At 69.9% G+C, this 23,934-nt stretch carries 21 protein-coding genes; 11 read left to right on the top strand and 10 right to left on the bottom strand.

Translation table 11 applies throughout. The features are described 5' to 3' along the window. Positions 1 to 38: 38 nt before the first annotated feature. A complete protein-coding gene (locus tag K8625_RS10245) occupies positions 39 to 1,505 on the bottom strand; it encodes a hypothetical protein (RefSeq protein ID WP_223782592.1) in 1,467 nt (488 codons plus the stop codon). Between the two features lie 72 nt (positions 1,506 to 1,577). After that, on the bottom strand, positions 1,578 to 2,375 hold the full coding sequence (locus tag K8625_RS10240) for a TetR/AcrR family transcriptional regulator (RefSeq protein ID WP_223782591.1): 798 nt from the start codon (positions 2,373 to 2,375) through the stop codon (positions 1,578 to 1,580). A gap of 89 nt (positions 2,376 to 2,464) precedes the next feature. On the opposite strand from K8625_RS10240, the gene K8625_RS10235 reads away from it, so the two are divergent. The 6 genes from K8625_RS10235 to K8625_RS10210 all read left to right on the top strand — a co-directional run bounded on the left by K8625_RS10235 (position 2,465) and on the right by K8625_RS10210 (position 8,390). Beyond that, the gene (locus K8625_RS10235; RefSeq protein ID WP_223747074.1) at positions 2,465 to 2,869 is read left to right on the top strand and encodes a VOC family protein; all 405 of its coding nucleotides are present in this window, start codon (positions 2,465 to 2,467) and stop codon (positions 2,867 to 2,869) included. A gap of 53 nt (positions 2,870 to 2,922) precedes the next feature. Beyond that, the gene (locus K8625_RS10230; protein ID WP_223782590.1) at positions 2,923 to 4,446 is read left to right on the top strand and encodes a pyridoxal-dependent decarboxylase; all 1,524 of its coding nucleotides are present in this window, start codon (positions 2,923 to 2,925) and stop codon (positions 4,444 to 4,446) included. 375 nt (positions 4,447 to 4,821) lie between these two features. Then, entirely contained in the window at positions 4,822 to 6,297 is a 1,476-nt protein-coding gene (locus tag K8625_RS10225) for a serine hydrolase (RefSeq protein ID WP_223782589.1), read from the top strand. 60 nt (positions 6,298 to 6,357) lie between these two features. Further along, on the top strand, positions 6,358 to 7,641 hold the full coding sequence (locus tag K8625_RS10220) for a TIGR04013 family B12-binding domain/radical SAM domain-containing protein (RefSeq protein WP_223782588.1): 1,284 nt from the start codon (positions 6,358 to 6,360) through the stop codon (positions 7,639 to 7,641). Positions 7,642 to 7,698: 57 nt separating this feature from the next. Next, positions 7,699 to 8,034: a hypothetical protein gene (locus K8625_RS10215; protein ID WP_223782587.1), complete on the top strand. Its 336-nt coding sequence runs from the start codon at positions 7,699 to 7,701 to the stop codon at positions 8,032 to 8,034. 104 nt (positions 8,035 to 8,138) lie between these two features. Further along, a complete protein-coding gene (locus K8625_RS10210; protein ID WP_223782586.1) occupies positions 8,139 to 8,390 on the top strand; it encodes a hypothetical protein in 252 nt (83 codons plus the stop codon). 16 nt (positions 8,391 to 8,406) lie between these two features. Here K8625_RS10210 and K8625_RS10205 read toward each other — a convergent pair whose 3' ends face one another. From K8625_RS10205 to aceB, 3 genes are all read right to left on the bottom strand, one after another. After that, a complete protein-coding gene (locus tag K8625_RS10205; RefSeq protein ID WP_223782585.1) occupies positions 8,407 to 8,838 on the bottom strand; it encodes a hypothetical protein in 432 nt (143 codons plus the stop codon). A gap of 193 nt (positions 8,839 to 9,031) precedes the next feature. After that, positions 9,032 to 10,318, bottom strand: a complete 1,287-nt coding sequence (aceA, locus tag K8625_RS10200) for an isocitrate lyase (protein ID WP_141325400.1) — start codon at positions 10,316 to 10,318, stop codon at positions 9,032 to 9,034. Between the two features lie 40 nt (positions 10,319 to 10,358). After that, a complete protein-coding gene (gene aceB, locus K8625_RS10195; protein WP_223782584.1) occupies positions 10,359 to 11,984 on the bottom strand; it encodes a malate synthase A in 1,626 nt (541 codons plus the stop codon). 270 nt (positions 11,985 to 12,254) lie between these two features. Here aceB and K8625_RS10190 point away from each other — a divergent pair, with 270 nt between their 5' ends. From K8625_RS10190 to K8625_RS10175, 4 genes are all read left to right on the top strand, one after another. Continuing rightward, positions 12,255 to 12,605: a PspC domain-containing protein gene (locus K8625_RS10190; protein WP_223747082.1), complete on the top strand. Its 351-nt coding sequence runs from the start codon at positions 12,255 to 12,257 to the stop codon at positions 12,603 to 12,605. 230 nt (positions 12,606 to 12,835) lie between these two features. Next, positions 12,836 to 14,230, top strand: a complete 1,395-nt coding sequence (fumC, locus tag K8625_RS10185; protein WP_223782583.1) for a class II fumarate hydratase — start codon at positions 12,836 to 12,838, stop codon at positions 14,228 to 14,230. Positions 14,231 to 14,381: 151 nt separating this feature from the next. Then, positions 14,382 to 14,990, top strand: coding sequence for an ATP-dependent Clp endopeptidase proteolytic subunit ClpP (gene clpP, locus K8625_RS10180; RefSeq protein WP_141325392.1), 609 nt, complete (start codon positions 14,382 to 14,384; stop codon positions 14,988 to 14,990). Between the two features lie 182 nt (positions 14,991 to 15,172). After that, the gene (locus K8625_RS10175; protein WP_223782582.1) at positions 15,173 to 15,595 is read left to right on the top strand and encodes a hypothetical protein; all 423 of its coding nucleotides are present in this window, start codon (positions 15,173 to 15,175) and stop codon (positions 15,593 to 15,595) included. 1 nt (position 15,596) lies between these two features. Here K8625_RS10175 and K8625_RS10170 read toward each other — a convergent pair whose 3' ends face one another. From K8625_RS10170 to K8625_RS10160, 3 genes are all read right to left on the bottom strand, one after another. Further along, a complete protein-coding gene (locus K8625_RS10170) occupies positions 15,597 to 17,372 on the bottom strand; it encodes a bifunctional UDP-sugar hydrolase/5'-nucleotidase (protein ID WP_223782581.1) in 1,776 nt (591 codons plus the stop codon). A gap of 137 nt (positions 17,373 to 17,509) precedes the next feature. Further along, a complete protein-coding gene (locus tag K8625_RS10165) occupies positions 17,510 to 19,465 on the bottom strand; it encodes a bifunctional UDP-sugar hydrolase/5'-nucleotidase (protein ID WP_223782580.1) in 1,956 nt (651 codons plus the stop codon). Between the two features lie 121 nt (positions 19,466 to 19,586). Further along, complete coding sequence (locus K8625_RS10160) at positions 19,587 to 20,045, bottom strand: DUF3293 domain-containing protein (RefSeq protein ID WP_223782579.1); 459 nt, start codon at positions 20,043 to 20,045, stop codon at positions 19,587 to 19,589. 256 nt (positions 20,046 to 20,301) lie between these two features. On the opposite strand from K8625_RS10160, the gene K8625_RS10155 reads away from it, so the two are divergent. After that, entirely contained in the window at positions 20,302 to 20,931 is a 630-nt protein-coding gene (locus tag K8625_RS10155) for a hypothetical protein (protein ID WP_223782578.1), read from the top strand. 12 nt (positions 20,932 to 20,943) lie between these two features. On the opposite strand, the gene K8625_RS10150 is transcribed toward K8625_RS10155, so the two are convergent. Continuing rightward, positions 20,944 to 21,456 carry an ester cyclase gene (locus K8625_RS10150; protein WP_223747088.1) on the bottom strand — a complete coding sequence of 171 codons (513 nt, stop codon included), beginning with the start codon at positions 21,454 to 21,456 and terminating at the stop codon, positions 20,944 to 20,946. 68 nt (positions 21,457 to 21,524) lie between these two features. Beyond that, positions 21,525 to 23,864, bottom strand: coding sequence for an acyl-CoA dehydrogenase (locus K8625_RS10145; protein ID WP_223782577.1), 2,340 nt, complete (start codon positions 23,862 to 23,864; stop codon positions 21,525 to 21,527). Positions 23,865 to 23,934: the final 70 nt, after the last annotated feature.

The raw sequence follows: 23,934 nt of genomic DNA, 5'->3' as shown, positions 1-23,934 counted from the left end.
GAGTCGTCGGATGCAGGTGACGGCTCGCGCCGTGGGACTCAGCGCTGTCCCGACTCCAGGCCCGGGCGGTCGTCGAAGAGCTGGACCCAGCGGCCGTCGAAGCCGCCGTTCGCGGGCAGGTACCAGGCCCCTGGTAACCAGAAGCCCTGCTCCACGCCGTCCGTCGAGTCCGTGAAGCCCGCGTGCACGAAGTAGTCGTGCTGCCACCAGAACGAGGACGGCGACGTCGTGTAGCCGCTCGCGCTCGCCCGCGTCTGGCCCCGTGAGTCCACCGCCGTGCTCGCGTAGGCGTTGTCGTGGAAGGCGTTGGAGCCGCCCCCTCCGAAGTCGGAGGCGCTGTCGTTCATCTCGTACGTCCCGACGAACCACTTCTTCGCGATGTACCCCTCGCGGTCATCGTCGTTCTCCACGTCCCGCGTCTTGGGGAAGAAGCGCTGCATGCCCGCGCTCACCTCCGTGGCGCCGCCCTCGTTCACCAGCGCGCTCTCCAGGTAGAAGTCGATGGGCCCCGCGTCCAACCAGTGCGTCGCGTAGCCGCCGTGCTGCCAGTGCGTGGGCAGGATGTCCGCCAGGTCCTGGAGCTCATACGTGACGCGCTTCACGTTGGGCCAGGTGATGGTCTTCCCGTTGTCGTAGCGGCTCGCCAGCGCATCCGCCGTCGCGTACGTGAGCGCCCGCGCTCCGAACGCCGCCACCGCGTCCGCCGAGCCCTCCGGCACGAAGGCATAGTGCACGTTCTTCCGCCCGCCATCGTTGTTCACCCCCGCCTCCGCCTTGCCCGCGCTCGCCATCCGCCCCGCGAAGAACGCATACGGGTCCGTCACGAAGCGCAGCTCCTGCCCATGCGCCGCCGCGAGCTTGTCCGACCACTCCGCCTGCCAGATGAGCAGGTGCTTGCCCGTGGCCGTCTGCATGAAGTTCAGGTCCACGTGTCCCGCGCGGCGCACCACGTTGCGCTTGTGCTGCGTCACCACCGCGTACGCCACGGACTCGCCACTGCCCGGTGCGCCCACCGCGTTCGTCACCAGCATCTCCACCCGCTCCCAGTCGTGGAGCTGGTAGTCCCCGGCCGCGTTCTTATCGAGCGCGTGATACACGTGGTAGATGAGCTTCAGGTTCTTGCTCCCATCCATGAACTCGATGAGCGACGTGTAGAGCGTCGGACGGATGCGCCAGGCGTCATACGCGCTCGGCCCCGCCCGCGAGGCGTCCACGTACTGGGGGATGCGCTTCCAGTTCAGCTTGTTGTTGGAGAAGTTCCCGTCCCGGTCGAAGTCGAAGCTCGTCACCCAGTCATAGCCGTGCCGCCCGTCGTCCCCGTTGCCCCGCTTGAGCAGCACGGGCGCGTAGTACTGGAGGAACGCCTGCCGCTGCTCCGTGGTCAGTGTCCACGCCTGCGCGTGGGCGCTCGTGGGCCAGCTCAGCGCCGCGAAGGTCAGGGCCAGCACGCCGTACAGGCCAAGCCGTGAGAACCGGGGAGCACGTCTCGTGATGTCTGGGGTCATGCCCCCAGCAAACCACGGCCTTCCCTCTCAAGATGAGCAAAGCGAGAATAAGTCACTTTCTCGAAAGGGCGCTCATCGGGGTGTGCGAGGAGGGGACCTTCGTGGCTGTCTGGCCTGGATGAGCGCGCCCAGCCCATCGAGGACGCGCTGGAGGCCGAAGCCGAAGGCATGGTCCGGACTGTAGGCGGCCCCGTGGGCTGCTCCCGCCGCGGCCCCCACACGTGAGGCCAGGGGATAGCGGGCCGGGTCCATGACGCGGGCCAGCAGCGGCTCGTTCGCCTTCCACCAGGCCTCCTCGGTCTTCGCTGTCTCGGCGGAGGCCGCGCGTGCTCGGCTCGTGCTCCGCGCGGAGGACTCGACGAAGCCCAGCACGAAGGTCAGCGCCGCATCCATCTCGACATCGTCCAGGCCGAGCCCTTCCAGCGCGCCGAGCTCGTACTCGTACTTCGCCATCAACCCAGGGCCCAGGGGCGGGCGACTGGTGGCGATGTCGCTCATCCAGGGGTGCCGCTCGTACAGCGCATGGTTGTCGCGGGCCACCGCCTCGAGCCGGGCGCGCCAGCCCGTGTCCTCGGGCGCGCGACGCGGCATGTCCGCGTAGAGCTGGTCGAGCATCAGGTCCACCAGCTCCGCCTTGCCCGGGACATACGTGTAGAGCGTCATCGGGCCCACCGAGAGCCGCTCGGCCAGCTTGCGCATGGTCAGCGCTTCCAGGCCCTCCAGGTCCGCCAGCTCCACCGCCGAGGCGATGATGCCGTCGACGCTCAGCGTCGGCTTGGGCCCCCGCTGCCCCGCCGAGGGGACGTCCTTCCTCCAGAGCAGCTCCAGCGTCCGGGCGGGGTCCCCCGCGCCGCTGCGATGTGTCGCCATGCGCTCTCCAGTGCCAGAGCCCGCCTTGACTGGCTACTCCGTACATTGTACGTAGATTCTCGTCCACATCGAGCCGGAGGCCTGTCCGCATGCGCATCACCGCATCCGCCATCTCGCTGAATGTCGAAGATGTGTCCGCGTCCGCGGCGTTCATGAAGCGCCACTTCGGGTTCACGGAGGACATGTCCGCGGACGGGTTCGTGTCCCTGTCGCGCAAGGACGCGGGGTTCAACCTCATCTTCCTGCGCACGGGGCTCGAGTCGCTCAAGCCCGAGTCGCTCAAGCACCGCAAGGCGGAGGGCATCCTCGTCGCGTTCGTCGTCGACGACATCGACGCCGAGTACCGACGGCTGCAGGACGAGGGCGTCCGAATCCTCACGCCCATCGAGACCGAGCCCTGGGGCGAGCGCTTCTTCCAGGTCGCGGATGACAATGGCGTCATCCTCCAGCTGGTCCAATGGATGCACCCGCCTCCGGAAGGCGTGGTGAGTTGAGGCCGCGCGGCGACCTGCTTGAAGCGACCCGAGGCTCGTGCGAGGTGTCGGCCATGCGCGACGAATCGAACCGTGGTGATGGCGGCGTGCCCCATCTGAGCCCCGAGGAGTTTCGTGAGCTGGGCCACCGGCTGGTGGACTGGGTCGCCGACTATCAGCAGCGGCTGGAGTCCTTCCCCGTGCGCTCGCAGGTGGCGCCGGGGGAGGTCGCCTCGAAGCTGCCCCTGCGTCCTCCGGAGGAGGGGCTCCACGGGGTGAAGGGCTGGGATGCGGTCCTCAAGGATTTGGAGGACGTCATCCTGCCGGGCGTGACGCATTGGCAGTCGCCGTCGTTCTTCGCGTACTTCCCCGCGAATGCCTCGGGGCCGGCGGTGCTCGGGGAGCTGTTGTCGGCGGGCCTGGGGGTGCAGGGCATGCTCTGGTCCACCAGCCCCGCGGCGACGGAGCTGGAGACGCGCGTGGTGGACTGGCTCGTGGACCTGCTGGGCTTGCCCGAGGACTTCCGCTCCACCTCCGCGCGAGGTGGTGGTGTCATCCAGGGCACCGCGAGCGAGGCCACGCTCGTGGCCATGGTGGCGGCTCGGGAGCGCGTGCGTCGTTACGGCGCCCCCGCGAACTCCGAGTGGGTGGCCTACGCCTCCACCCAGGCCCACTCGTCCGTGCTCAAGGCCGCCATGCTGTGCGGCGTGGCGCATGGCGCGGAGGACACGACGCATGTGCGGCTCATCGAGACGAACGACCGCTATGGGATGCGGGCCGAGCTGCTGGAGCGCGCCATCCTGGAGGACCTCGGCGCGGGGCGCGTGCCCTTCTTCGTCTGCGCCACCGTGGGCAGCACGTCGTCCGGCGCGGTGGACCCGGTCCGCGCCATCGGCGAGGTGATGGCGCGCACGCCGGTGCGCTCCACCGGTGGTTGGCTGCACATCGACGCGGCGTGGGCGGGCTCGGCGCTGGTGTGTCCCGAGCACCGGGGTTTGCTCGACAGCATGAACCGGGTGGACTCGTTCGCCTTCAACCCGCACAAGTGGCTGCTCACCAACTTCGACTGCAATGCCTTCTTCACGCGCGACCGGCAGGCGCTGCTCGACGCGCTCAGCGTGACGCCGGAGTACCTGCGCAACGCCGCGAGCGCGAGTGGCGCGGTCATCGACTACCGCGACTGGCAGGTGCCGCTGGGGCGCCGGTTCCGCGCGCTCAAGCTGTGGTTCGTGCTGCGTCACTACGGCGCGAAGGGGCTGCGCGCGCACATCCGCGAGCATGTGCGCCTGGCGCAGTGCTTCGAGTCCTGGGTGAAGGAGGACGCGCGCTTCGAGCTGGCCGTGCCCCGCTCACTGTCGCTGGTGTGCTTCCGCTTGAAGCCGCTTCCGGGTGAGGCAGTGAAGGACACGGATGCGAGGAACCGCGAGCTGCTGGAGCGCGTGAATGCCTCCGGCAAGGTGTTCCTCACGCACACGGTGTTGCCCTCGGTGGAAGGAGCGCCCGCACGGTACGTGTTGCGGATGGCCATCGGCGCGGCGACGACGGAGGAGCGACATGTGCGTGCCGCCTGGGAGTTGCTCGTCGCCTCTGTCCGCTGACACCGCGTGCGAGGGAATACACGCGCGAAGGGCGTGCCCTTCGGCCGACGGCGCGCCCGCGCGAACGCAGATGAGGCTGGAGGGCTCTTCTCCCGTCCGCTGACACCGCGTCCGTGTGGCACGTGGGCTTCCACGTGCGCCTTTACATGGCGAAATGAAATGAGTCTCGGTGGCGGGCGTTCACACCCCGCCCGCATCACGGGCCCTTCTGTGCACCACACCCCTGCCTGGAGTCATCTCTTGTCGCGACGAGTCCTGTTCCTGCCGCTCTGCGCGCTGTTGGCCTGTGCTCACGCCTCTCCTGCGGATACAGCTTCGCGCGCTCCTTCCCAGACCCTCAGCTCCGGGCGGATTGCGCCTGAGGCCACGAGCGCCATGACCCGCTCCTGGATGGCCCAGCGTGAGGGAGACCTGCCCAAGGCCCAGGACGAGCTCCGTCGCGCGTGGGACGCGGGGCACCATGCTCCCGAGCTGGCTCGGGTCGCGGCGAACGTGGCCGCGGAGGCGAAGGACACAGCGGCCGCCTTCACCTGGCTGGAGCGCGCCCTGGACGTGGGCTACGCCGACCCGGGTGGACTGCTCCACGCCAAGGCCCTGGCTCCCGTGCGCGAGCTGCCGGGCTACGACGCCCTGGTGGAGCGCGCGCGGAAGAACGCTCGCGAGGCTCGCAGCACCTGGGGCGTGGGCTCCGGACTGGAGAAGACCACCCCGAGCGAGGCCGGCCTGTCCGAGCCCGCGCTCGCCGCGCTGCTGAAGGCCGCCGAGGACTCCGGCTCGGCGGGCCTCGTGCTGCTGCGCCACGGCAAGCTCGTGGGCGAGTGGTACTTCGGCGGTGACACGCACCGCATCGAGGCCATGTCCGCCACCAAGGGCATGGTGGCGCTGGCCATCGGCCTGCTCATCGACGAGGGGAAGATTCCCTCCCTGGACACGCCCGTGTCCGCCTTCTTCCCCGAATGGAAGGATGGCCTCAAGGGACAGGTGACGGTGCGACACCTGCTCAACCACACCTCGGGACTGGCCGCGAACCGGAGCGCGCTGGACATCTACGCGTCGAACGACTTCGTGCGCTACGCGCTCGACTCGGAGGTGACGGACACGCCGGGCAGCAAGCACGCGTACAACAACAAGGCCACGAACCTGGTGGCCGGCATCGTCGAGCGCGCGTCGGGCGAGAAGATGGATGTGTACCTGGCTCGACGGCTGTTCGCGCCACTCGGCATCCGAGACTTCCGCTGGGACACGGACCCGTCGGGCAATCCCGTGGGCATGGCGGGCCTGCAGCTCCACCCGTTGGACTTCGCCAAGGTGGGGCAGATGCTCCTCCAGGGCGGGATGTGGCAGGGCCAACGCATCCTGAGCACGGAGTGGATTCACGCGATGGGCGGCGCACCCTCGCAGCCGCACATGCCCACGGGCGGCCTCCTGTGGTGGCTCCTCTACGAGGATGGGATGAGCGTCACGCTGGGCTCGGACATGCTGGAGCAGGCGCTCCGTAATGGCTTCCCCGAGGCGTCGCTCGCGCCGCTGCGGGAGATCGCGGACCGGCCTCTGCCCCAGAAGGACTTCTACCCGGCGTTCATGGCGAAGCTGGGAGGAGACTCGAACCGGGCCCGGGACTTCATGATGAAGTCCGCGCCCTTCAACCTGAAGCAGGCCGTGGAGGGGGCTCCGAGCGGCTTCGCGGCGGTGGGCCAGGGCGGAAACCGGGTGATCGTCCTGCCCAAGTATGACCTCGTGGCCGTGCGCATGTCGGACCCCGACGAGCGCGTCTCCGAGGAGGTCCTCGAGTTCACCGCGTTCGCCGACCTGGTGCTCCGCCTGGTCCGCCCCGAGCCCACCGCCCGCTGACCCGCCTGCTCGCACCGGGTCCCTCGTGTCCGGGGGCGTGTGGCATCATGCCGTCCGCTCATGGTGCCGCACCGTCCCGTCTCGCTCGTCCTCAGCTATCAGTACCCGGGCAAGTACGCCTTCACCGTGCTGGCGGGTGCCGTCGAGTCGGACCCGGCGCTCGCGGACGTGAAGCTGTTCTTTCCCCGAGACCGCGAGACGCTGCTCGCCACCCTCAAGGAGCGCCATGACGCAGGCGACACCGTGGTCGCCGCGTGGTCCTTCTACTCGGCCAGCTTCGCGGCGTCCGCGGAGGAGCTGGCCTGGGTGCGCGAGCGGCTGGAGGGGCGCCTTGTCCTCTGCATCGCCGGCGGCGTGCACGCGACGGCCGAGCCGCTGCAGACGCTCCATGCCGGCTTCGACGTCATCGCCATCGGCGAGGGCGAGCACTCCCTGCGCGAGCTGCTCGGCCGCGTCCAGCGCGGCGAGGAGCCCCGTGACACGCACGGCGTGGCCCACCTGAAGGACGGCAAGCTGGTGCAGCACGGGCGAGGGGAGGGCGTGAAGCTCGACGACTTCCCGCCGTTCGCCGCGCGCAACGCCATGTTCGGCGCCATCGAAATCACGCGTGGCTGCATCTACGCGTGCCGCTTCTGCCAGACGCCCTTCATGAGCAAGGCGCGCTTCCGCCACCGCTCCGTGGCCAACGTGGCGCACTGGGCGCGGGAGCTGCGCCAGTCGGGCCGCCGTGACATCCGCTTCATCACGCCGACGTCCATGTCCTACGGCACCGGCGACGAGACGATGAACCTGGCCGCGGTGGAGGAGCTGCTCTCGGCGGTGCGCGAGGCCATGGCCCCCGACGGGCGCATCTACTACGGCACCTTCCCCTCGGAGGTCCGCCCCGAGCACGTCACGCCCGAGGCGCTCGCCGTCCTCAAGCGCTACGTCCACAACGACAACCTCATCATCGGCGGCCAGTCCGGCTCCGAGCGCATCCTCCAGAGCACCCGCCGGGGCCACGACGTGGAGACGGTGGTGCGGGCCACCCGCCTGGCCGTGGAGGGCGGCTTCGTGCCCAACGTGGACTTCATCCTCGGGCTTCCGGGTGAAGAGGCCGACGATGTCGCCGCCACCGTCGCGCTCATGGAGCGACTGGCGGAGCTGGGCGCGCGCGTGCACGGCCACACCTTCATGCCGCTGCCGGGCACGCCTTTTCGAGACGCGCCTCCGGGGCGCGTGGACGCCGAGACGCAGACGAAGCTGGACCGGCTCGCCTCCCAGGGACGGCTGTACGGCCACTGGAAGCAGCAGGTCGCCCTCGCGGAGGGCATCGCCCAGCGGCGCCGGCCTCGAGCGGGCTAGCGTCCTCCATCACTTCGTCGGGCCCGCCGGCGGCGAGGCGCTTAGGATGGGAGCGCGATGTCCTCCGACGAGACTCCCTACTGGCTGCTCATCTCCGTCCTCTTCAGCTCCCAGCCGCTGACGCCCTCGCTCGCCATGACGCTGCACCAGACGGCGTACGCGCTGCACGAGCGGGGTGAAGGGGTGAAGGAGGTCGCCGGCGACATGCTCAGCGGCAAGGTGCACAACCTGCGCAAGAACGTCGCCCTGGGTGGCATCGCGGGCCCGGCCTTCGAGGCGGAGATCGAGACCGAGCGCGGCTCCGGCGTGGTGCGCTTCATCCTCACGCGCCAGGGCCTGGAGATGATGCGTCAGCAGCCCGCGACGCCGCCCCGTCCGAAGTACCTCAACTGAGGCCACGGGCTCCCGGTCGCCTGCTCCCTGTGCTGCGTGCGGTGCCCGGTGTCTCCATCTTCGAGGCACGGGCTCACCCCAGCACCCTCGAAGGAGCGACAGCCATGGACCCGAAGGACTATCTCAAGAAGCCGCTCGGCATCCCGCTGGACCCCGCGAAGCAGAAGGACCCGGAGGAGGATGGAGACCACGTGCCCGCGGAGGGCCGCTCCGAGTTCCTCAATGACGTGACGGAGCAGGAGGGCGGCCAGCGCACCGACGTGGGGCCACCGTACGACGGCTCGGGTGATTTGCAGCAGGGCCAGCGCGCCGAGTACCTCGAGCGCGCCGAGCGCAAGGAACCGAAGAAGGACTGACTCGCGAGGCGCGGGGCTACTCGCGGTCCAGCGACACCTTGTTGCGGTTGCCCATGTGGAAGATGGAGTTGTTCAGCGTCGCCGCGGACAGCTCGGCCAGCTCCATCATCACCTTCTGCTCCTCGGCCTCCTTGGAGCCCGCGGCGGCGGTGGGCGACTGCGCCTTGTCCTGACCCGAGGCCGCGTCCTGGATGGGAGGACGGCCCACGGCGGCGAGGTAGGAGTTCATGATGCCGCTGTGCGGCGAGCTGCCCACCGAGTTGAGCGCCGACTGCACCACCAGGCCGCCGGTGGACATCAGCGGATCTCCCGGCCGGTTCGCGGGGGACATCGCCGCGCGCTGGTTCTGCTGGATGAGCGAGCCGAACCCGACGTTCGCCGACTGCACGCCGGCCTGGGGACGGGGGACCTGGACCTGGGGACCCGTGAACGAGTTGATGCGGCTCATGGCTGGCTCCGTGGCGGTCCGAGGGCGCACTGAGCGCGGATCTCGGAGGTCTGCCCACATTATCGGGCAACCCTGGGAGAAGTTGCGTCCGGGGACCTGACGCCTGCTCGGAGGGCGGAAAAACGACCAGAGGCCGCGGGGTTGGGACCCCACGGCCTCCGGTGTCAGGCGTCTTCAGGCGCCGTCGAGGCGATTAGAACTGGTGGGCCTCGGTGGACTCGTGGAGCGCCAGGGTGCTGGCGGAGCCGCCGGAGATGACCTCGGCGACCTGGTCGAAGTAGCCGGTGCCGACCTCGCGCTGGTGACGCGTGGCGGTGTAGCCGTCCTTCTCGGAGCCGAACTCGCCCTGCTGGAACTCGCTGTAGGCCGCCATGCCGCGGTCCTTGTACTTGCGCGCCAGCTCGTACATCGAGTGGTTCAGCGCGTGGAAGCCGGCCAGGGTGACGAACTGGAACTTGTAGCCCATGGCGCCCAGCTCGCGCTGGAACTTCGCGATGGTGGCGTCGTCCAGGTTCTTCTTCCAGTTGAAGGACGGCGAGCAGTTGTACGCGAGCAGCTTGTTGGGGAACTTCTCGCGGATGGACTCGGCGAACTTCTTGGCCTGGGCGAGGTCCGGGGTGCTGGTCTCGCACCACACGAGGTCCGCGTAGGGCGCGTAGGCGAGGCCGCGGGAGATGGCGCAGTCGAGGCCGCCGTTGATGCGGTAGAAGCCCTCGGAGGTGCGGCCGTTCTTGCGGTCGATGAAGGCGTGGTCGTACTCGTCCGCGTCGGACATGAGCAGCTTGGCGCTGTCGGCGTCCGTGCGAGCGACGAGCAGGGTGGGCACGCCCATCACGTCCGCGGCGAGGCGCGCGGCGGTGAGGGTGCGGATGAAGTGGCTGGTGGGCACCAGCACCTTGCCGCCCATGTGGCCACACTTCTTCTCGCTGGCGAGCTGGTCCTCGAAGTGGACGCCCGCGGCGCCGGCTTCAATCATGCCCTTCATCAGCTCATAGGCGTTGAGCGGGCCGCCGAAGCCGGCCTCGGCGTCCGCCATGATGGGGGCGAACCAGTAGCGGTCGCTCTTGCCCTCGGCGTGGTCGATCTGGTCCGCGCGGCGCAGGGCGTTGTTGATCTTCCGCACCACGGTGGGGACGGAGTCGACCGGGTAGAGGCTCTGGTCGGGGTACATCTGCCCGGCGGAGTTGGCGTCGGCGGCGACCTGCCAGCCGGAGAGGTAGATGGCCTTGAGGCCCGCGCGGACCATCTGCACGGCCTGGTTGCCGGTGAGGGCGCCGAGCGCGTTGATGTAGTCCTCGGTGTGGAGCAGCTCCCACAGTCGCTTCGCGCCGACCTCGGCCAGCGTGTAGCTGATGGGCAGCGTGCCGCGCAGCTTCAGGACGTCCTTGTCGGTGTAGTTGCGCTTGATGCCCTCGAAGCGGCGAGCGTGGAGCTTGGCGTGAGGGGAGGCGTCCGGGGTGGTCGTGGTGGCGTCGTACATCGCAGGCTCCTCGGTGATGCGTTGAAGGGTTGGAAAGGGTTCAGCGGTTGGCGTCGAGCGCCGCGTAGGCGGGCAGGGTGAGGAAGTCCTCGAAGGCGGGCGCGGTGGACAGGCGCTCGAAGAGCTCGCGGGCGCGGGTGACGTGCTCGCGGCCATACTTCTCGTGGACGCCCTCCTTCTCGAGGTGGGCCATCTCCTCGGAGAGCAGCGTCTGGAACAGCTCGGGCGTGACCTTGCGGCCGTCGTCGAGCGAGGCGCCGTGGTGCAGCCACTGCCACACCTGGGCGCGGGAGATTTCGGCGGTGGCCGCGTCCTCCATGAGGTTGTAGAGGGGCACGCAGCCCAGGCCGCCGAGCCACGCGGCGGTGTACTGGATGCCCACGCGCAGGTTGTGGCGCAGGCCCTCCTCGGTGCGGGTGCCGGAGGGGACCTTGAGCAGGTCGGCCTCGGTGACGCGCACGTCCTCGCGCTTGTTGGCGAGCTGGTTGGGCCCCTTCATGTTCGCGTCGAAGATGTCGCGGGCGATGGAGACCAGGCCCGGGTGGGCGACCCACGTGCCGTCGTGGCCGTTCTTCACCTCGCGCAGCTTGTCGGCGCGGACCTTCTCCAGGACGGCCTCGTTGGCGGCGGCGTCCCCCTTGATGGGGATGAAGGCCGCCATGCCGCCCATGGCGTGCACGCCGCGGCGGTGGCAGGTCTGGATGAGCAGCTGCGAGTAGGCGTTGAGGAACGCCTTGTCCATGGTGACCTGGCCGCGGTCGGGCAGCACGACGCTGGTGTCGGACTGGAGCGTCTTGATGAAGCTGAAGATGTAGTCCCAGCGGCCGCAGTTGAGGCCGGCGGAGTGCTCGCGCAGCTCGTACAGGATTTCGTCCATCTCGAAGGCCGCGGGGAGCGTCTCGATGAGGACGGTGGCCTTGATGGTGCCGCGGGGGATGCCGAGCGTGTCCTGGGCCATGAGGAACACGTCGTTCCAGAGGCGGGCCTCCAGGTGGCTCTGCATCTTGGGCAGGTAGAAGTAGGGGCCGGTGCCGCGGGCGAGCTGCTCGCGGACGTTGTGGAAGAAGAAGAGGCCGAAGTCGAAGAGGGAGCCGGAGATGGGCTTGCCGTCGACTTCGACGTGGCGCTCGGGCAGGTGCCAGCCGCGAGGGCGCACGAAGAGGACGGCGGGCTTGTCGACCAGGGCGTAGTGCTTGCCGTTGTCGCCGGTGAAGGAGATGGAGCGGCGCACGGCGTCGCGCAGGTTGACTTGCCCGCGCACGACGTTGTCCCAGGTGGGGCTGTTGGCGTCCTCGAAGTCCGCCATGAAGACGTTGGCGCCCGAGTTGAGGGCGTTGATGATCATCTTCCGGTCCACCGGGCCGGTGATTTCCACGCGGCGGTCCTGGAGGTCCGGAGGCAGCGGGGCGACCGTCCACTGGGCGTCCCGGACGGACTTCGTCTCCGGGAGGAAGTGGGGGCGCTCACCCTTGCGCCAGGCGGCCTGGACCTGCTTGCGGCGCTCCAGGAGGGCCTCGCGGCGCTCCCCGAAGGCGCGCACCAGCTTCGCGACGAAGTCCAGGGCGGCCGGGGTGAGCACCTCGGCGTAGTCGGGGTGCCACGGCCCCTTCACCTCTACGCCAGCGCTGAAGGCCGGGCTCTTCGAAGAGGGGACTTCCGTGGGCATCTCGGCTCCTTGGCTTGGTGCGTTGTAAATCTACGGCAACGGGTCGGAAAATGAATCTTCCGAGGGCGAAATGGAAGTGCGCGTCAATTTCTGCCTGCTTGCCTGTAATGCTGTCAACAGCCGGCGGATTAAATCTGTAAATCAACAGACGTGACGCGGGGTTGCGAGCAGGGGGGCGCCGGGTGCCGGGGACGCAATCAGCGACGGCGAGGTGCGTAGGTAGGGTCGAGGGTGCTCGCCGCCAAGGGGTCCCCTCACGGGAGACACGTCATGGACGCGATGAAGCGGTGCTCGGGGTGCGCGGAGGAGATTCGGATGGAGGCCTCGCGCTGCGCCCGGTGTGGAATCCGGGTGGAGCGGCTGCACCGCGGCGTCGAGGGCCGCGCCGTGGCCGGCGTCTGCGCGATGCTCGCTCGCGAGCTGGGAATCGACGTGGCCCTGGTGCGCGTGGCCGTCGTCGTGGCCACCTTGTTCTCCGGCGGCACGCTTCCGCTCGTGTACGTCCTGCTCTGGGCGTTCACCCCGACCTCCGCGTTGGGGCGGGCTCCCCTGCAGCGCACGCTGAACTGGTTGTCGCGCTTCGGGGAGTCGGAGACGCCTCGCTTGGAGCGGCGGGTCTAGGCACACGGCCAGGGGCACGGCTCGCGGGCCCCTCGGCTCGCCGTGGGTCCCCCCGCCGGCGGGCGGGGCCCCCCACGCCGGCCGTCCCGCTCCTCTGTGTCACGCGTTCGCGGTGCCCTGCCTATCGGCGCGTTCTGCTCACGGCTCGACGGTTCTCCTCGTCTCCCGGTGACCCGTTGACCGGCCTGTTATGCGTGGGCTCCAGGATTCTCTCCTCCAGGAGCCCGCCCTTGAGCACTCGCGACGTCCGCATCGAGAAGGACACCTTCGGCCCCATCGAGGTCCCCGCCGACCGCATCTGGGGCGCCCAGACGCAGCGCAGCCTCCAGAACTTCGACATCTCCACCGAGCGCATGCCTCCCGCGCTCATCCGCGCGCTCGTGCTCGTCAAGAAGGCCGCCGCCCTCGTCAACGTCGAGAACGGCTCGCTCTCCCGCGAGAAGGGCGACGCCATCGTCCGCGCCTCCGACGAGGTCCTCGCCGGCAAGCATGACGCGGAGTTCCCGCTCAGCATCTGGCAGACCGGCAGCGGCACCCAGACGAACATGAACACCAACGAGGTGCTCGCCAACCGCGCCTCGGAGCTGCTCGGCGGCGAACGCGGTGAGCAGCGCCGCGTCCACGCCAACGACGACGTCAACAAGGGGCAGAGCTCCAACGACGTCTTCCCCACCGCGATGAGCGTCGCCGCCGCCACCGCCATCGCCGAGCGGGTGCTCCCCGAGCTCGACGCGCTTCGCGACGTGCTCGCCGACAAGTCCCGCGCCTTCATGGACGTGGTGAAGATTGGCCGCACCCACCTCCAGGACGCCACGCCCCTCACCCTGGGCCAGGAGCTGAGCGGCTATGTCGCGCAGCTCGCCCATGCTCGCGCCCACCTGGAGCGCGTGCTGCCCCACCTGCACGAGCTGGCCCTGGGGGGGACGGCTGTCGGCACGGGGCTCAATGCCCCCAAGGGATACGCCGAGCGCGTCGCCCAGGAGATTGCCCGCCTCACCGGCCTGCCCTTCGTCACCGCCCCCAACAAGTTCGAGGCCCTGGCCGCCAACGACGCCCTGGTCCACGCGCATGGCGCCCTCAAGGGCCTGGCCTGCGCGCTCTTCAAGATCGCCAACGACATCCGCTGGCTGTCCTCCGGCCCCCGCTCCGGCCTGGGCGAAATCACCATCCCGGAGAACGAGCCCGGCAGCTCCATCATGCCCGGCAAGGTCAACCCCACCCAGAGCGAGGCCCTCACCATGCTCTGCGCCCAGGTCATGGGCAACGACGTCGCCGTCAGCGTGGGCGGCGCCTCCGGCAACTTCGAGCTCAACGTCTTCAAGCCCCTCATCATCCACAACGTCCTGCAGAGCTGCCGGCTGCTGGCCGACGGCATGCGCAGCTTCCGCCTCCACTGCGCCGTGGGCATCGAGCCCCACCGCGCCCGCATCCAGGAGAACCTGGAGCGCAGCCTGATGCTCGTCACCGCCCTCAACCCGCACATCGGCTACGACAACGCCGCGCGCATCGCCAAGAAGGCCCACAAGGACGGCAAGACGCTCAAGGAGGTCGCCGTCGAGCTGGGCCTCGTCACCGCCGAACAGTTCGACCAGTGGGTCCGCCCGGAGAAGATGACCGGCCTGTAGGCGCCGGGTGTCCTACACGCCGTCGTCCCTCCTCCGGACGCCCCGTCGAGGGCCCACCGGGGGAGGGGACGGGGTGGAACCGTGGGCCAGCGCACGCTGCGGGAAGAAGGGGCGGGCGCGCGCGCGGCAGGACGATTAGGGTAGGGGAGCCATGAACGTCCCCTTCGTCATCGAGACCACGCACCGCGGCGAGCGGGCGTACGACCTGTACAGCCGGCTCCTCAAGGACCGCATCATCATGCTGGGCACGCCCGTCAACGATGACGTGGCCAACATCATCGTCGCCCAGCTGCTCTTCCTCGAGTCCGAGGACCCCGACAAGGGCATCAACCTCTACATCAACTCGCCCGGTGGCTCCGTCACCGCCGGCCTGGCCATCTACGACACCATGCAGTACGTGAAGTGTCCGGTGTCCACCATCTGCGTGGGACAGGCCGCCTCCATGGGCGCGCTGCTCCTGCTCGCCGGCGCCAAGGGCAAGCGCTACGCCCTGCCCAACAGCCGCATCATGATTCACCAGCCGCTCGGCGGCGCCCAGGGCCAGGCCACCGACATCGACATCCAGGCCAAGGAAATCCTCCGCCTGCGCAGCTACATCAACGGCCTCATCGTCAAGCACACCGGCCACACCATCGAGCGCATCGAGAAGGACACCGAGCGCGACTACTTCATGAGCGCCGAGGACGCGCGCCAGTACGGCCTCATCGACGAAGTGGTGGAGAAGCAGCGCCTCATCTCCCCGACGCCGTCGAACAAGTAATCCGTCCCCGCACCCCCGCTCCTCATGGCGGAGCGGGGGCGCCTGGAGACGTCGCGCGGGATTCCCGACGCCCCTGGAGGCGCAGGTTCCGCGCTGGTGCTCCGAGCAGGCGCAAGACTCGCGCGCCTCCGAAGTCGCTCTCCAGGGATGCGGGTGGCACGTCCCATGCTCAACTTGTGGACATGTCCAGGCTCAGCTCGCGCCCCCTCCCTCGACTCCTGCTGATCGCCGCCTTCCTGGCCGGAGCGGGCTGTGTCGGGCCCACCGGCCGGCCGCCCCAGCCTCCCAGCTCGGCCTCCGTGCAAGCGGAGCTGGGCGAGCGTGACGTCATCCAGGCCGGCGAGGAATACGCCCGCAACAACAGCCTGGTGCTCTCCGAGGCCGGCGAGGCCGTGGAGATACGCCCCAACTACTGGCGCATCCGCTTCGGCCTCAAGGACCAGCCGGGCCGCGGCATCGAGCTGGAGTTCGACGAGGTGGCCCGGCGCGTGACGCGCACCCAGGAGATTGAAATCCTCCCGGGCTCCACCGTGTCGCCCGACAACGTGCCCGGACGGGGCGCGGATGTCCCGGCCGGGGGGCAGGGGCGCGGTCCCGTCCCCTGACTCAGGGCAGCGCGGTGATGCGGTCCAGCGCGGGCGCCGCCAGGGGGCTCGACTGGGAGCTGTGCGCTTTCAGGTAGGCCTCCAGCGCGTCACTGTCGATGGCGCCGCCCAGGCGGTTCGTCCCCTGCGTGAGCACCACGAAGCCATCCCCGCCGCCCGCGAGGAAGTTGTTCACCGTCACGCGGTAGGTCGCCGCTGCATCCAACGGCTCGCCGTCGAGGCGGATGGACGCCGGGTCGATGCGGCTGCCGATGGGCGCCGACGCGCTGAACGCGTACGTGAACCCCGCCGAGGGGTGGAGGATGCGGGTGACGACGTTGGGGCCCACCTGCTGCCACTGTCGCTCCAGCAGCTCCTCGATTTGCGCGCCCGTCAGCGTCAGGGTGACCAGGCTGTTGCCGAAGGGCTGCGTGGTGAAGGCCTCGCCGAAGGTGACCTCGCCCTGGGCGATGTCCGCGCGCACGCCGCCCGGGTTCATGAAGGCCACCCGCGCTCCGCCCAGGTTCGCCGCCCGCGTCGCCGCGAGCTGCGAGTCCGCGATGACGAAGCCCAGCGTGGACTGCCCCGCCGGGTCCGCCTGGGTGAAGGGCGTCTTGAGCGTCTCGGCCACCCAGCCGATGACCCGGTTGGCCAGGGGCGTGGCGAGCTGCTGGTAGCGCGTCACCAGCTCCTTCACCGGCCCGTCCTCCTTCACGTCGCGCGTGACGATGAGGTTGTTCGCCTTGGCCTCCACCACGTCGCCGGTCGCCTTGCTCAAGGTCAGGTCGATGTCGGTGACGAGCCGCCCCGCCGACGCGGCGCTCGTGACGACCTTGCCGTCGATGACGCAGTTGTAGGCCTGGTGCGTGTGGCCGGTGACGATGACGTCCACCGCGTCGTCGAGTCCCTTCGCGATGGCCACGATGGGCCCGGAGATTCCGCCGCCCTCGCCCTTGCCCCGGCACTCGTTGATGAGCGAGCCCGGCGCGGGCACGCCGCCCTCGTGCACCACGACGATGATGGCCTCCACGCCCTGCTGGCGCAGCTGGGGCACCAGCGCGTTCACCGTCTCCACCTCGTCCTGGAAGGCGAGGCCCGCGACGCCCGTGGGCGTGACGATTTGAGGTGTGCTCTCCAGCGTCATGCCGATGAAGGCGACCTTCACGCCCTCGAACTCGCGCACGTCGTAGCGGGGGAACAGCGTGCGGTCCGCGCCCGTGGCCACGTTGGCCGCCAGGAACTTGAACCGCGCGCCCCCGAAGGCGTCCCCGTCCTGACAGCCGTCCTGGGGATGGCAGCCGCCCGCCTGCATGCGCAAAAGCTCCGTGCTGCCCTCATCGAACTCGTGGTTGCCCACCGCGACCAGGTCCAGGCCGATGAGGTTCATCGCCTCGATGGTGGGCTCGTCGTGGAAGAGCCCTGACAGCAGCGGGGAGGCGCCGATGAGGTCTCCTGCCGCCACCACCACCGTGTTGGGGTTGGTGGCCCGGAGGTCCGCCAGGTGCTTCGCGAAGTACGACGCGCCGCCCGCGCTCACGCGCACCGGACCGCCGTCGGCGTCCACGCCCGTCTGAATCTGCCCGTTGCTGCCCCCGGGCGGCTCGAGCTGCCCGTGGAAGTCGTTGAACGCGAGGACCTGCACGCTCACCGTCTCGGAGCCCGCGTCCGCCGTGGGACGCTGGGCGCGCGCTGCGCCTTGGCAGCCTCCGTGGGCGAACAGGAGCACGCCGGTGAGGAAGGCTCCGGCGAGGAGGAAGACGCCGGGGCGCGCGCCCAGGCGCGGGGTGGACCGTGACATGAGGAGGGGGCTCTCGAGGGTCAGGACAGGGGCGGGAACCTACTCCGCCCGGCGCACCCTGGCGCGTCTTCGTGGAGGCCGCTCGAGGCCCGTGGCGCGCGGGGGACAGGGACACGGCCCCGTCCCCCGGAGCGACGCTACGGCAGCCGGGTGACGCGATTGAGCGCCGGGGCGGGGAGCGGGTTCGCCGCGCTGCTGCGCGCCTTCAGGTAGGTCTCCATCGCGTCGACGTCCATGGCGCCAGTCAGCCGGTTCGTCCCCTCGGTGAACACCGAGAAGCCATCACTCCCACTCGCGATGTAGTTGTTCGCGGTGACGCGGTAGTTCGCCGCCGGGTCCACCGTCACGCCGTTGATCCGGATGGACGCCGGGTCGACGCGGCTCCCGACGGGCGCCGACGCGCTGAACGAATAGGTGAAGCCCGCCGACGGAAGCAGCATGAGGGTGGCTCCCGACGGCCGCCACTGTTGCTCCAACACCCCATCGATTTGCGCGCCCGTCAGCGTCATGGTGACCAGGCTGTTGCCGAACGGCTGCGCGGTGAAGGCCTCGCCGTAGGTGACCTCGCCCTGGGCGATGTCCGCGCGCACGCCGCCCGGGTTCATGAAGGCCACGTGCGCCCCACCCAGGTTCGCGGGCTTCGTCGTCTCCAGCTGCGAGTCCGCGATGACGAGGCCCAGGGTGGACTGGCCCAAGGAGTCCGACTGGTTCCTGAGCGTCTGCGCCACCCAGCCGATGACCCGGTTGGCCAGGGGCGTGGCGAGCTCCTGGTACTTCGTCACCAGCTCCTTCACCGCGCCGACCTCCTGCACGTCGCGCGTGACGATGACGTTGTTCGCTCGCGCCGCCACGACGTCGCCCGTCGCCTTGCTCAACGTCAGGTCGATGTCCGTGACGAGCTGCCCCATCGACGAGGCGCTCGTGACGACCTTGCCATCGATGACGCAGTTGTAGGCCTGGTGCGTGTGGCCGCTGACGACGACATCCACCGCGTCGTTGAGTCCCTTGACCAGGCCCACGATGGCACCTGAGATGAGGCCGTCCGCACCCGCGCCCTTGCAATCGTTCACCAGGGAGCCCGGGGTCGCGACGCCGCCCTGGTGCACCACCACGATGATGGCTTCGATGCCCTGCTGCCGCAGCTCCGGCACCAGCGCGTTCACCGTCTGCACTTCGTCCTTGAAGGTGAGCCCCTCCACGCCCGAGGCAATGACGCTTGCCGGCGTTTCCTCCAACGTCATGCCGATGAAGGCGACCTTCACGCCCTCGAACTCGCGGATGTCGTAGCGGGGGAACAGCGTGCGGTCCACGCCCGTGGCCACGTTGGCCGCCAGGAACTTGAACTTCGCGCCCGCGAAGCCATCCCCGTCCAGGCAGCCATCCACCGGGTGGCAGCCGCCCGCCTGCATGCGCAAAAGCTCCGTGCTGCCCTCGTCGAACTCGTGGTTGCCCACCGCGACCAGGTCCAGGCCGATGAGGTTCATCGCCTCGATGGTGGGCTCGTCGTGGAAGAGCCCCGACAGCAGCGGGGAGGCGCCGATGAGGTCTCCTGCCGCCACCACCACCGTGTTGGGATTGGTGGCCCGGAGGGCCGCGATGTGCCGGGCGAAGTACGTCACGCCGCCCGCGTTCACCCGCACCGGTCCACCGTCGGGGGCCACGCCCGCCAGAACCTGGCCCGAGGGCTGCTCGAGCTGCCCGTGGAAGTCATTGAAGGCCAGGATCTGCATGCTCACCGTGGTGGGGCCTGAGTCCGGCGCCCCCGCGTCGGGCCTCCCCGCGTCGGGGCTCCCCGCGTCAGGCGTTCCCGCGTCGGGAGCCCCCGCGTCGGGCGTCCCCGCGTCCGTGCCCGCATCCGGGGGCGGCTGCTGGACGGGGTGCTGCACGCAGCGCTGTTCCTCGCAGGCCCACTCCTTGCCCTCGTCCGGTGCGCCGTTGTCGTAGCGGCAGTCGGTGGCGTTCCGGCAATCGCGCTCATCACCTCCGCAGCCGCCATGGACGAAGAGGAGCATGCCGGTGAGGAACGCTCCGGCGAGCAGGAAGGGGCTGGGGCGCGCTCCCAGAAGGGACGAGCGCGGTGTGGCTTGAGGCATCGAGAGAACTCCAACGCACGGGGGCGGTGAAACCTACCCCGGTTCGTGGATGGATGGCTCGACTTCACGGCGGAACGGTGGAACCCGTGTCTCGACACGGGGTTGCTGCTGTGGCCCTGCTTCAAGGAACGGGCGGCGGCGCTTCGCAGCCGCACAGCAGCAGCTCCGCGGGGCCTCCGGTGCGCCCCACCAGGATGGCCACCTGGCCATGGGCGCGACCGAAGCGCTCCGCCTCCGAGCGAGGCAGGCCCGGGACGAAGAGGCTCTGCTCGGACCAGCTCCCGTCCTCGGCCTCGCCGATGGCGGGGGCGATGACGAAGCCGCCCGCGACCAACTGGGAAATCAGCCGTTCCTGGGCTCGCTGGTTCTCGTCCCTGCCGCGAGGCCTTGAGCCTGGATTCCACGCGGTCAGGAACGCCCATTCGCGGTGGCCGCGCGCGGTCAGCTCCGCGTCGAGCGCGGGGTGGAGCCGGCCGACTCGCAGCACCTGCTCCACGCCTCCGGTGGAGGCATGAGGACGAATGACGTAGCGCGTGGCCCGGTATGCCCCCAACAGCCGCTCCTGGTCGAGCTGTCTCATTCCCGCATTCTCGCGTCGGGGCCGCCTCCGTGTCAGCCCCCCGGGCCTCTTCAACGTGAGCCGCGGTGTGTCACATGTCTTCCCCGACACGTGTCTTGAATCACGCAGTGGGCGGAGCGCTCTCGGGGACGCGCGCCGCGAGGGTGGGGGCCAGGTCCGGCCGGGGCGACGCTCCGGGAGCGCGGGCGGCCCGGTCCGCCTTCCGCTAACGTGCGGTGCGTCAGACGCGTGGAGCGCTCCGACGGGAGGCACGAAGATGGATTCGCTGGATGCTCGGTTGGAGCGACTGGAGCGCCGCTGCCGGCGGCTGCAGGGACTGACCTTCTCGGCGCTCGCGGTGGCGGGGCTCGGGCTGGGCGTGGCCGCGCTGAAGCCCGCGCCGGTGCTGGGCGGCGGAGAGCTGGTGGCCTCGCGTCTGGTGCTCAACGATGCGCACGGACAGCGGCGCGCGTCGCTCGGACTGGATGACGCCGGCACCACGGGCCTGGTGCTGCATGACCAGGCGGGGCGTCCGCGCGCGCTCCTCGGCGTGGCCCAGGACGGCTCGCCCCGGCTGCGCTTCTCCACCGCGGAGGGCGAGTCCCTCGCCGAGCTCACCGTCTACTCGGACGAGGCCCCGCGCCTCACCCTGTCCAAGCCAGGGGGCGTGGACCTGTTCGCGGTGGGCCTCCAGGTGGATGGCTCCTCGCGCCTGGAGCTGGCGGACGCGGATGGCCGACCCCGCGCGATTCTCGGCGCGGATGAGCACGGCTCCCCGGGCCTGCTGCTGGTGGACCGCCGGGGCCAGCCGCGCGTGGAGCTGCGCGTGAGCCCCTCCGAGGGCGCCAGCCTCCGCGTGGAGGGCCGCGACGGCGAGGTCTTCCAGGCGCCCGCCGTCCTTCAGTGAGCCGCCGCCCCGCTACGGCTGGGGCGGGACGACGCGGTAGCCGCGCTGGAGCAGGGGCGTGAGTCGGTCGGAGATGTCCCACGACTCGACCACCTTCCCGTCGCGCATCCGGTACAGCGAGTGCCCGGCGAGCGCGAGCGGCCGGGGCTTGCCCGCGTCGTCCAGGTTCAGCGGGTCCGTGCCGGCGGCCTTCCAGTGCACCAGCACCAGGTCCTGGTCCGCCACCACGTGGAGGATGTCGAAGCGCAGGTCCGGGAACGTCTGGAAGGTGGCCTCGGCCTGCTGGAGCACCACGGCCGGGCCCACCACGTCCTTGGGCGCGCCCTGAGAGTGGTCCACGTAGTCCTCGGCGAACAGCTCCGGGACGCGGTCCAGCTTGCGCAGGTTGTAGAGCTCCTCGGTGAGCAGCCGGGCCCGTTGACGGTTCTGCTCCTCCTGCTGTGCGGCGCGCTCCACCGGAGACACGGACGCACACGCGGACAACATTCCAAGAACGCAGAGCCACAGCGTCGTGGTGGTTTTCATGGCCCGGGAAGCTGGGCAGCCTCGCCCAGCCCGTCAGCCCCCCAGGGCCCCCAATTGTTCAGCGGGCGTCACGCCGACAGATGCCCCAGTCCGATGGGCGCCGCGATGCACGTGTCCGGAATCCCGAAGGCATCCACCAGCGCCACCGCGTCCGGCCGCAGCTCCGTGCACAGCTTCACGATTTCCTTGCGGATGGCCAGCGCCTTGCCGCCCTCCATGAGGCTGTTCTCCTGGAACCAGCCGCTCGCGGCCTCCAGGCAGGACAGGCCGTAGAGGTCGCACAGCCGCCCGAGCACCACCTTGAGGCCCGGGTCCTGGACCGTGTTCACCCCGTGGATGAACTGCTCGAGCACCACGCGCTCGATGTGCGCGTGCGCCAGGGCGACCAGGTGCGCCTGGACCTGGTTGAAGGCGGCGAAGGCCTCCACACCCGCCGTCAGCCGCTTGCGGATGCGCCGCGCCACCGAGGCGAGCAGGTCCTCCTCGCGGTAGCGCAGGAAGCGCAGCTGGAAGTCGTCGTCGCGCAGGTGCTCGCTGCCCGTGCGCCGCACGGCGATGGGGTTCTTGTCCGCCATGGCCGTGGCCTTGTCCGCGATGAGCTTGAGCACCGCGTAGACCCGGTCGTCCTCGAAGCGCTGGCGGTAGTCCGTCAGCAGGCTCTTGGCGACCAGCTGCATCAGCACCGTGTTGTCGCCCTCGAAGGTGGTGAAGATGTCGGTGTCGTCCTTCAGCGCCGACAGCCGGTTGGCCTCCAGGTAGCCCTGGCCGCCGCACGCCTCGCGCGCCTCCTGGAGCACCGCCGTGCAGTTCCAGGACGCATACGCCTTGAGGCCCGCCGCCAGCGCCTCCACCTCCATGGAGTCCTCCTCGGTGCGCTTCACGTAGCGCTCCACCAGGTGCTCCAGCGCGAAGTCGAGCGCGTACGTCTTCGCCAGCGGCTTGAGCAGCCGCAGCTGGTGCGTCTGGTGGTCGAGCAGCCGCACCTCGGGCGCGCCCGGCGGGCCGAACTGGCGGCGCAGGTCCCCGTAGCGCACCGCGATGGTCAGCCCGCTCTTGGCCGCGCTCAAGGACGCGCACGCCACGCTCACCCGGCCCGCCACCAGCGTGCCCAGCATGGTGAAGAACCTGCGCCCGTCGCTGGAGATGGAGCTGGTGTACTCGCCCTCGGCACTGACCTGTCCGAAGCGGTCCAGCAGGTTCTCCCGGGGCACGCGCACGTGGTCGAACCAGATGCGGCCGTTGTCCACGCCGTTGAGGCCCATCTTCCGGCCGCAGTCCTCGATGCGCACGCCGGGCAGCACCTGGCCGCGCTCGTCGCGCAGCGGCACCAGCAGCGCGTGCACGCCCAGCCCCTTGCCGCCGACCTCCAGCTGCGCGAACACCGTGGCGATGCGCCCGTGGCGCGCGGCGTTGCCGATCCACTCCTTGCGCGCGCCCTCGGACGGGGTGTGCACGATGAAGTCGCCGGCCTCCGCGTCGTAGCGCGCCACCGTCTCCACGTCGCGCACGTTGGAGCCGTGGCCCAGCTCGCTCATGGCGAAGCAGCCGGGCAATTCCAGCGTGGCGACCTTGGGCAGGTACTCGCGGTGGTGCTTCTGGGTGCCGAGAAAGAGGATGCTCGCGCCGAACAGGCCGAAGTGCACGCCCGCCTTCACCACGAGGCTCAGGTCGAAGAGGGCGAGCGTCTCGAACGAGGCGATGAAGGCGCCCAGGTCCGCGCCGGCCTCGTCGCCCTCCGGGAACGCGATGCGGCCCAGGCCCTGGTCGGCCAGCTGCTTGAGCCAGGCGAAGACCTGCTCGCGCTGCTTGTCAGTGTCGAGCGTGCGCTGATAGCGGAAGGTCGGGTCCTCCAGCCACTTGCGCACCTGGGAGCGGATCTCCGGGTACTTGCGGTCCAGCACCGCGCGCAGCGCCTCGGGGGCGAAGGAGGTGGGCTCGGTGGGGCCGATGCGGCGTGGCTCGTGCGCGGCGGAGGGCACCAGGGCGCGGACGGCCTCGCGTCCGGAGACGCCCAGCACGGCCTCCAGCGAGGCCAAGGCGCGCACCAGCTCCGGCATGCTCGAGGGCAGCTCCTTCGAGTCCGCGACGAGCTCTGTCAGCTTCGCGCCCAGCTCGGAGAGGCTCTCCTGGGGGCTGAGCCTCAGGCGCTCGGCGGAGGCGCGGATGTGCTCGCGCACCAGGGCCAGCTCGTTGGAGCTGGGTGGCATCAGCGGATCCAACCAGCGGGCGAGCACGGTGTTGGAGCGCAGGTCCAACCACGGCTGGGCGCGCGCGGCGGTGCCCAGCATCCGAATCTCCGCGGGCGTCAGCTCACCGTCCGTCCAGGCCACGTACAGCAGGGGGACCAGGGGGGCCAGGCGGGGCAGCGACAGCAACTCCTTCGCGGTTGGACGAATCTCTTCCACCATCAGTCGGCTCTCCAGCAAGCGAGGGAAGAGGCCCAGTGTGGCCAGCCCGGTGCCGGGCGGCAATGGGAGA

Origin of the sequence: Myxococcus sp. AS-1-15, assembly GCF_020037055.1 — a bacterium.
Taxonomy (GTDB): domain Bacteria; phylum Myxococcota; class Myxococcia; order Myxococcales; family Myxococcaceae; genus Myxococcus; species Myxococcus fulvus.
The sequence above is the reverse complement of the archived record's forward strand: the minus strand, read 5'-3'. Positions and strand labels throughout refer to the sequence as shown.

What these genes read in the sequence shown, in the direction of transcription:
- clpP (WP_141325392.1), top strand. Translation starts at nt 14,382, where the DNA reads ATGAACGTCCCCTTCGTCATCGAGACCACGCACCGCGGCGAGCGGGCG.
- K8625_RS10235 (WP_223747074.1), top strand. Translation starts at nt 2,465, where the DNA reads ATGCGCATCACCGCATCCGCCATCTCGCTGAATGTCGAAGATGTGTCC.
- K8625_RS10190 (WP_223747082.1), top strand. Translation starts at nt 12,255, where the DNA reads ATGGACGCGATGAAGCGGTGCTCGGGGTGCGCGGAGGAGATTCGGATG.
- K8625_RS10240 (WP_223782591.1), bottom strand. Translation starts at nt 2,375, where the DNA reads ATGGCGACACATCGCAGCGGCGCGGGGGACCCCGCCCGGACGCTGGAG.
- K8625_RS10155 (WP_223782578.1), top strand. Translation starts at nt 20,302, where the DNA reads ATGGATTCGCTGGATGCTCGGTTGGAGCGACTGGAGCGCCGCTGCCGG.
- K8625_RS10175 (WP_223782582.1), top strand. Translation starts at nt 15,173, where the DNA reads ATGTCCAGGCTCAGCTCGCGCCCCCTCCCTCGACTCCTGCTGATCGCC.
- K8625_RS10150 (WP_223747088.1), bottom strand. Translation starts at nt 21,456, where the DNA reads ATGAAAACCACCACGACGCTGTGGCTCTGCGTTCTTGGAATGTTGTCC.
- aceB (WP_223782584.1), bottom strand. Translation starts at nt 11,984, where the DNA reads ATGCCCACGGAAGTCCCCTCTTCGAAGAGCCCGGCCTTCAGCGCTGGC.
- K8625_RS10225 (WP_223782589.1), top strand. Translation starts at nt 4,822, where the DNA reads ATGACCCGCTCCTGGATGGCCCAGCGTGAGGGAGACCTGCCCAAGGCC.
- aceA (WP_141325400.1), bottom strand. Translation starts at nt 10,318, where the DNA reads ATGTACGACGCCACCACGACCACCCCGGACGCCTCCCCTCACGCCAAG.
- K8625_RS10170 (WP_223782581.1), bottom strand. Translation starts at nt 17,372, where the DNA reads ATGTCACGGTCCACCCCGCGCCTGGGCGCGCGCCCCGGCGTCTTCCTC.
- K8625_RS10220 (WP_223782588.1), top strand. Translation starts at nt 6,358, where the DNA reads ATGGTGCCGCACCGTCCCGTCTCGCTCGTCCTCAGCTATCAGTACCCG.
- K8625_RS10145 (WP_223782577.1), bottom strand. Translation starts at nt 23,864, where the DNA reads ATGGTGGAAGAGATTCGTCCAACCGCGAAGGAGTTGCTGTCGCTGCCC.
- K8625_RS10160 (WP_223782579.1), bottom strand. Translation starts at nt 20,045, where the DNA reads ATGAGACAGCTCGACCAGGAGCGGCTGTTGGGGGCATACCGGGCCACG.
- K8625_RS10215 (WP_223782587.1), top strand. Translation starts at nt 7,699, where the DNA reads ATGTCCTCCGACGAGACTCCCTACTGGCTGCTCATCTCCGTCCTCTTC.
- K8625_RS10165 (WP_223782580.1), bottom strand. Translation starts at nt 19,465, where the DNA reads ATGCCTCAAGCCACACCGCGCTCGTCCCTTCTGGGAGCGCGCCCCAGC.
- K8625_RS10230 (WP_223782590.1), top strand. Translation starts at nt 2,923, where the DNA reads ATGCGCGACGAATCGAACCGTGGTGATGGCGGCGTGCCCCATCTGAGC.
- K8625_RS10205 (WP_223782585.1), bottom strand. Translation starts at nt 8,838, where the DNA reads ATGAGCCGCATCAACTCGTTCACGGGTCCCCAGGTCCAGGTCCCCCGT.
- K8625_RS10210 (WP_223782586.1), top strand. Translation starts at nt 8,139, where the DNA reads ATGGACCCGAAGGACTATCTCAAGAAGCCGCTCGGCATCCCGCTGGAC.
- K8625_RS10245 (WP_223782592.1), bottom strand. Translation starts at nt 1,505, where the DNA reads ATGACCCCAGACATCACGAGACGTGCTCCCCGGTTCTCACGGCTTGGC.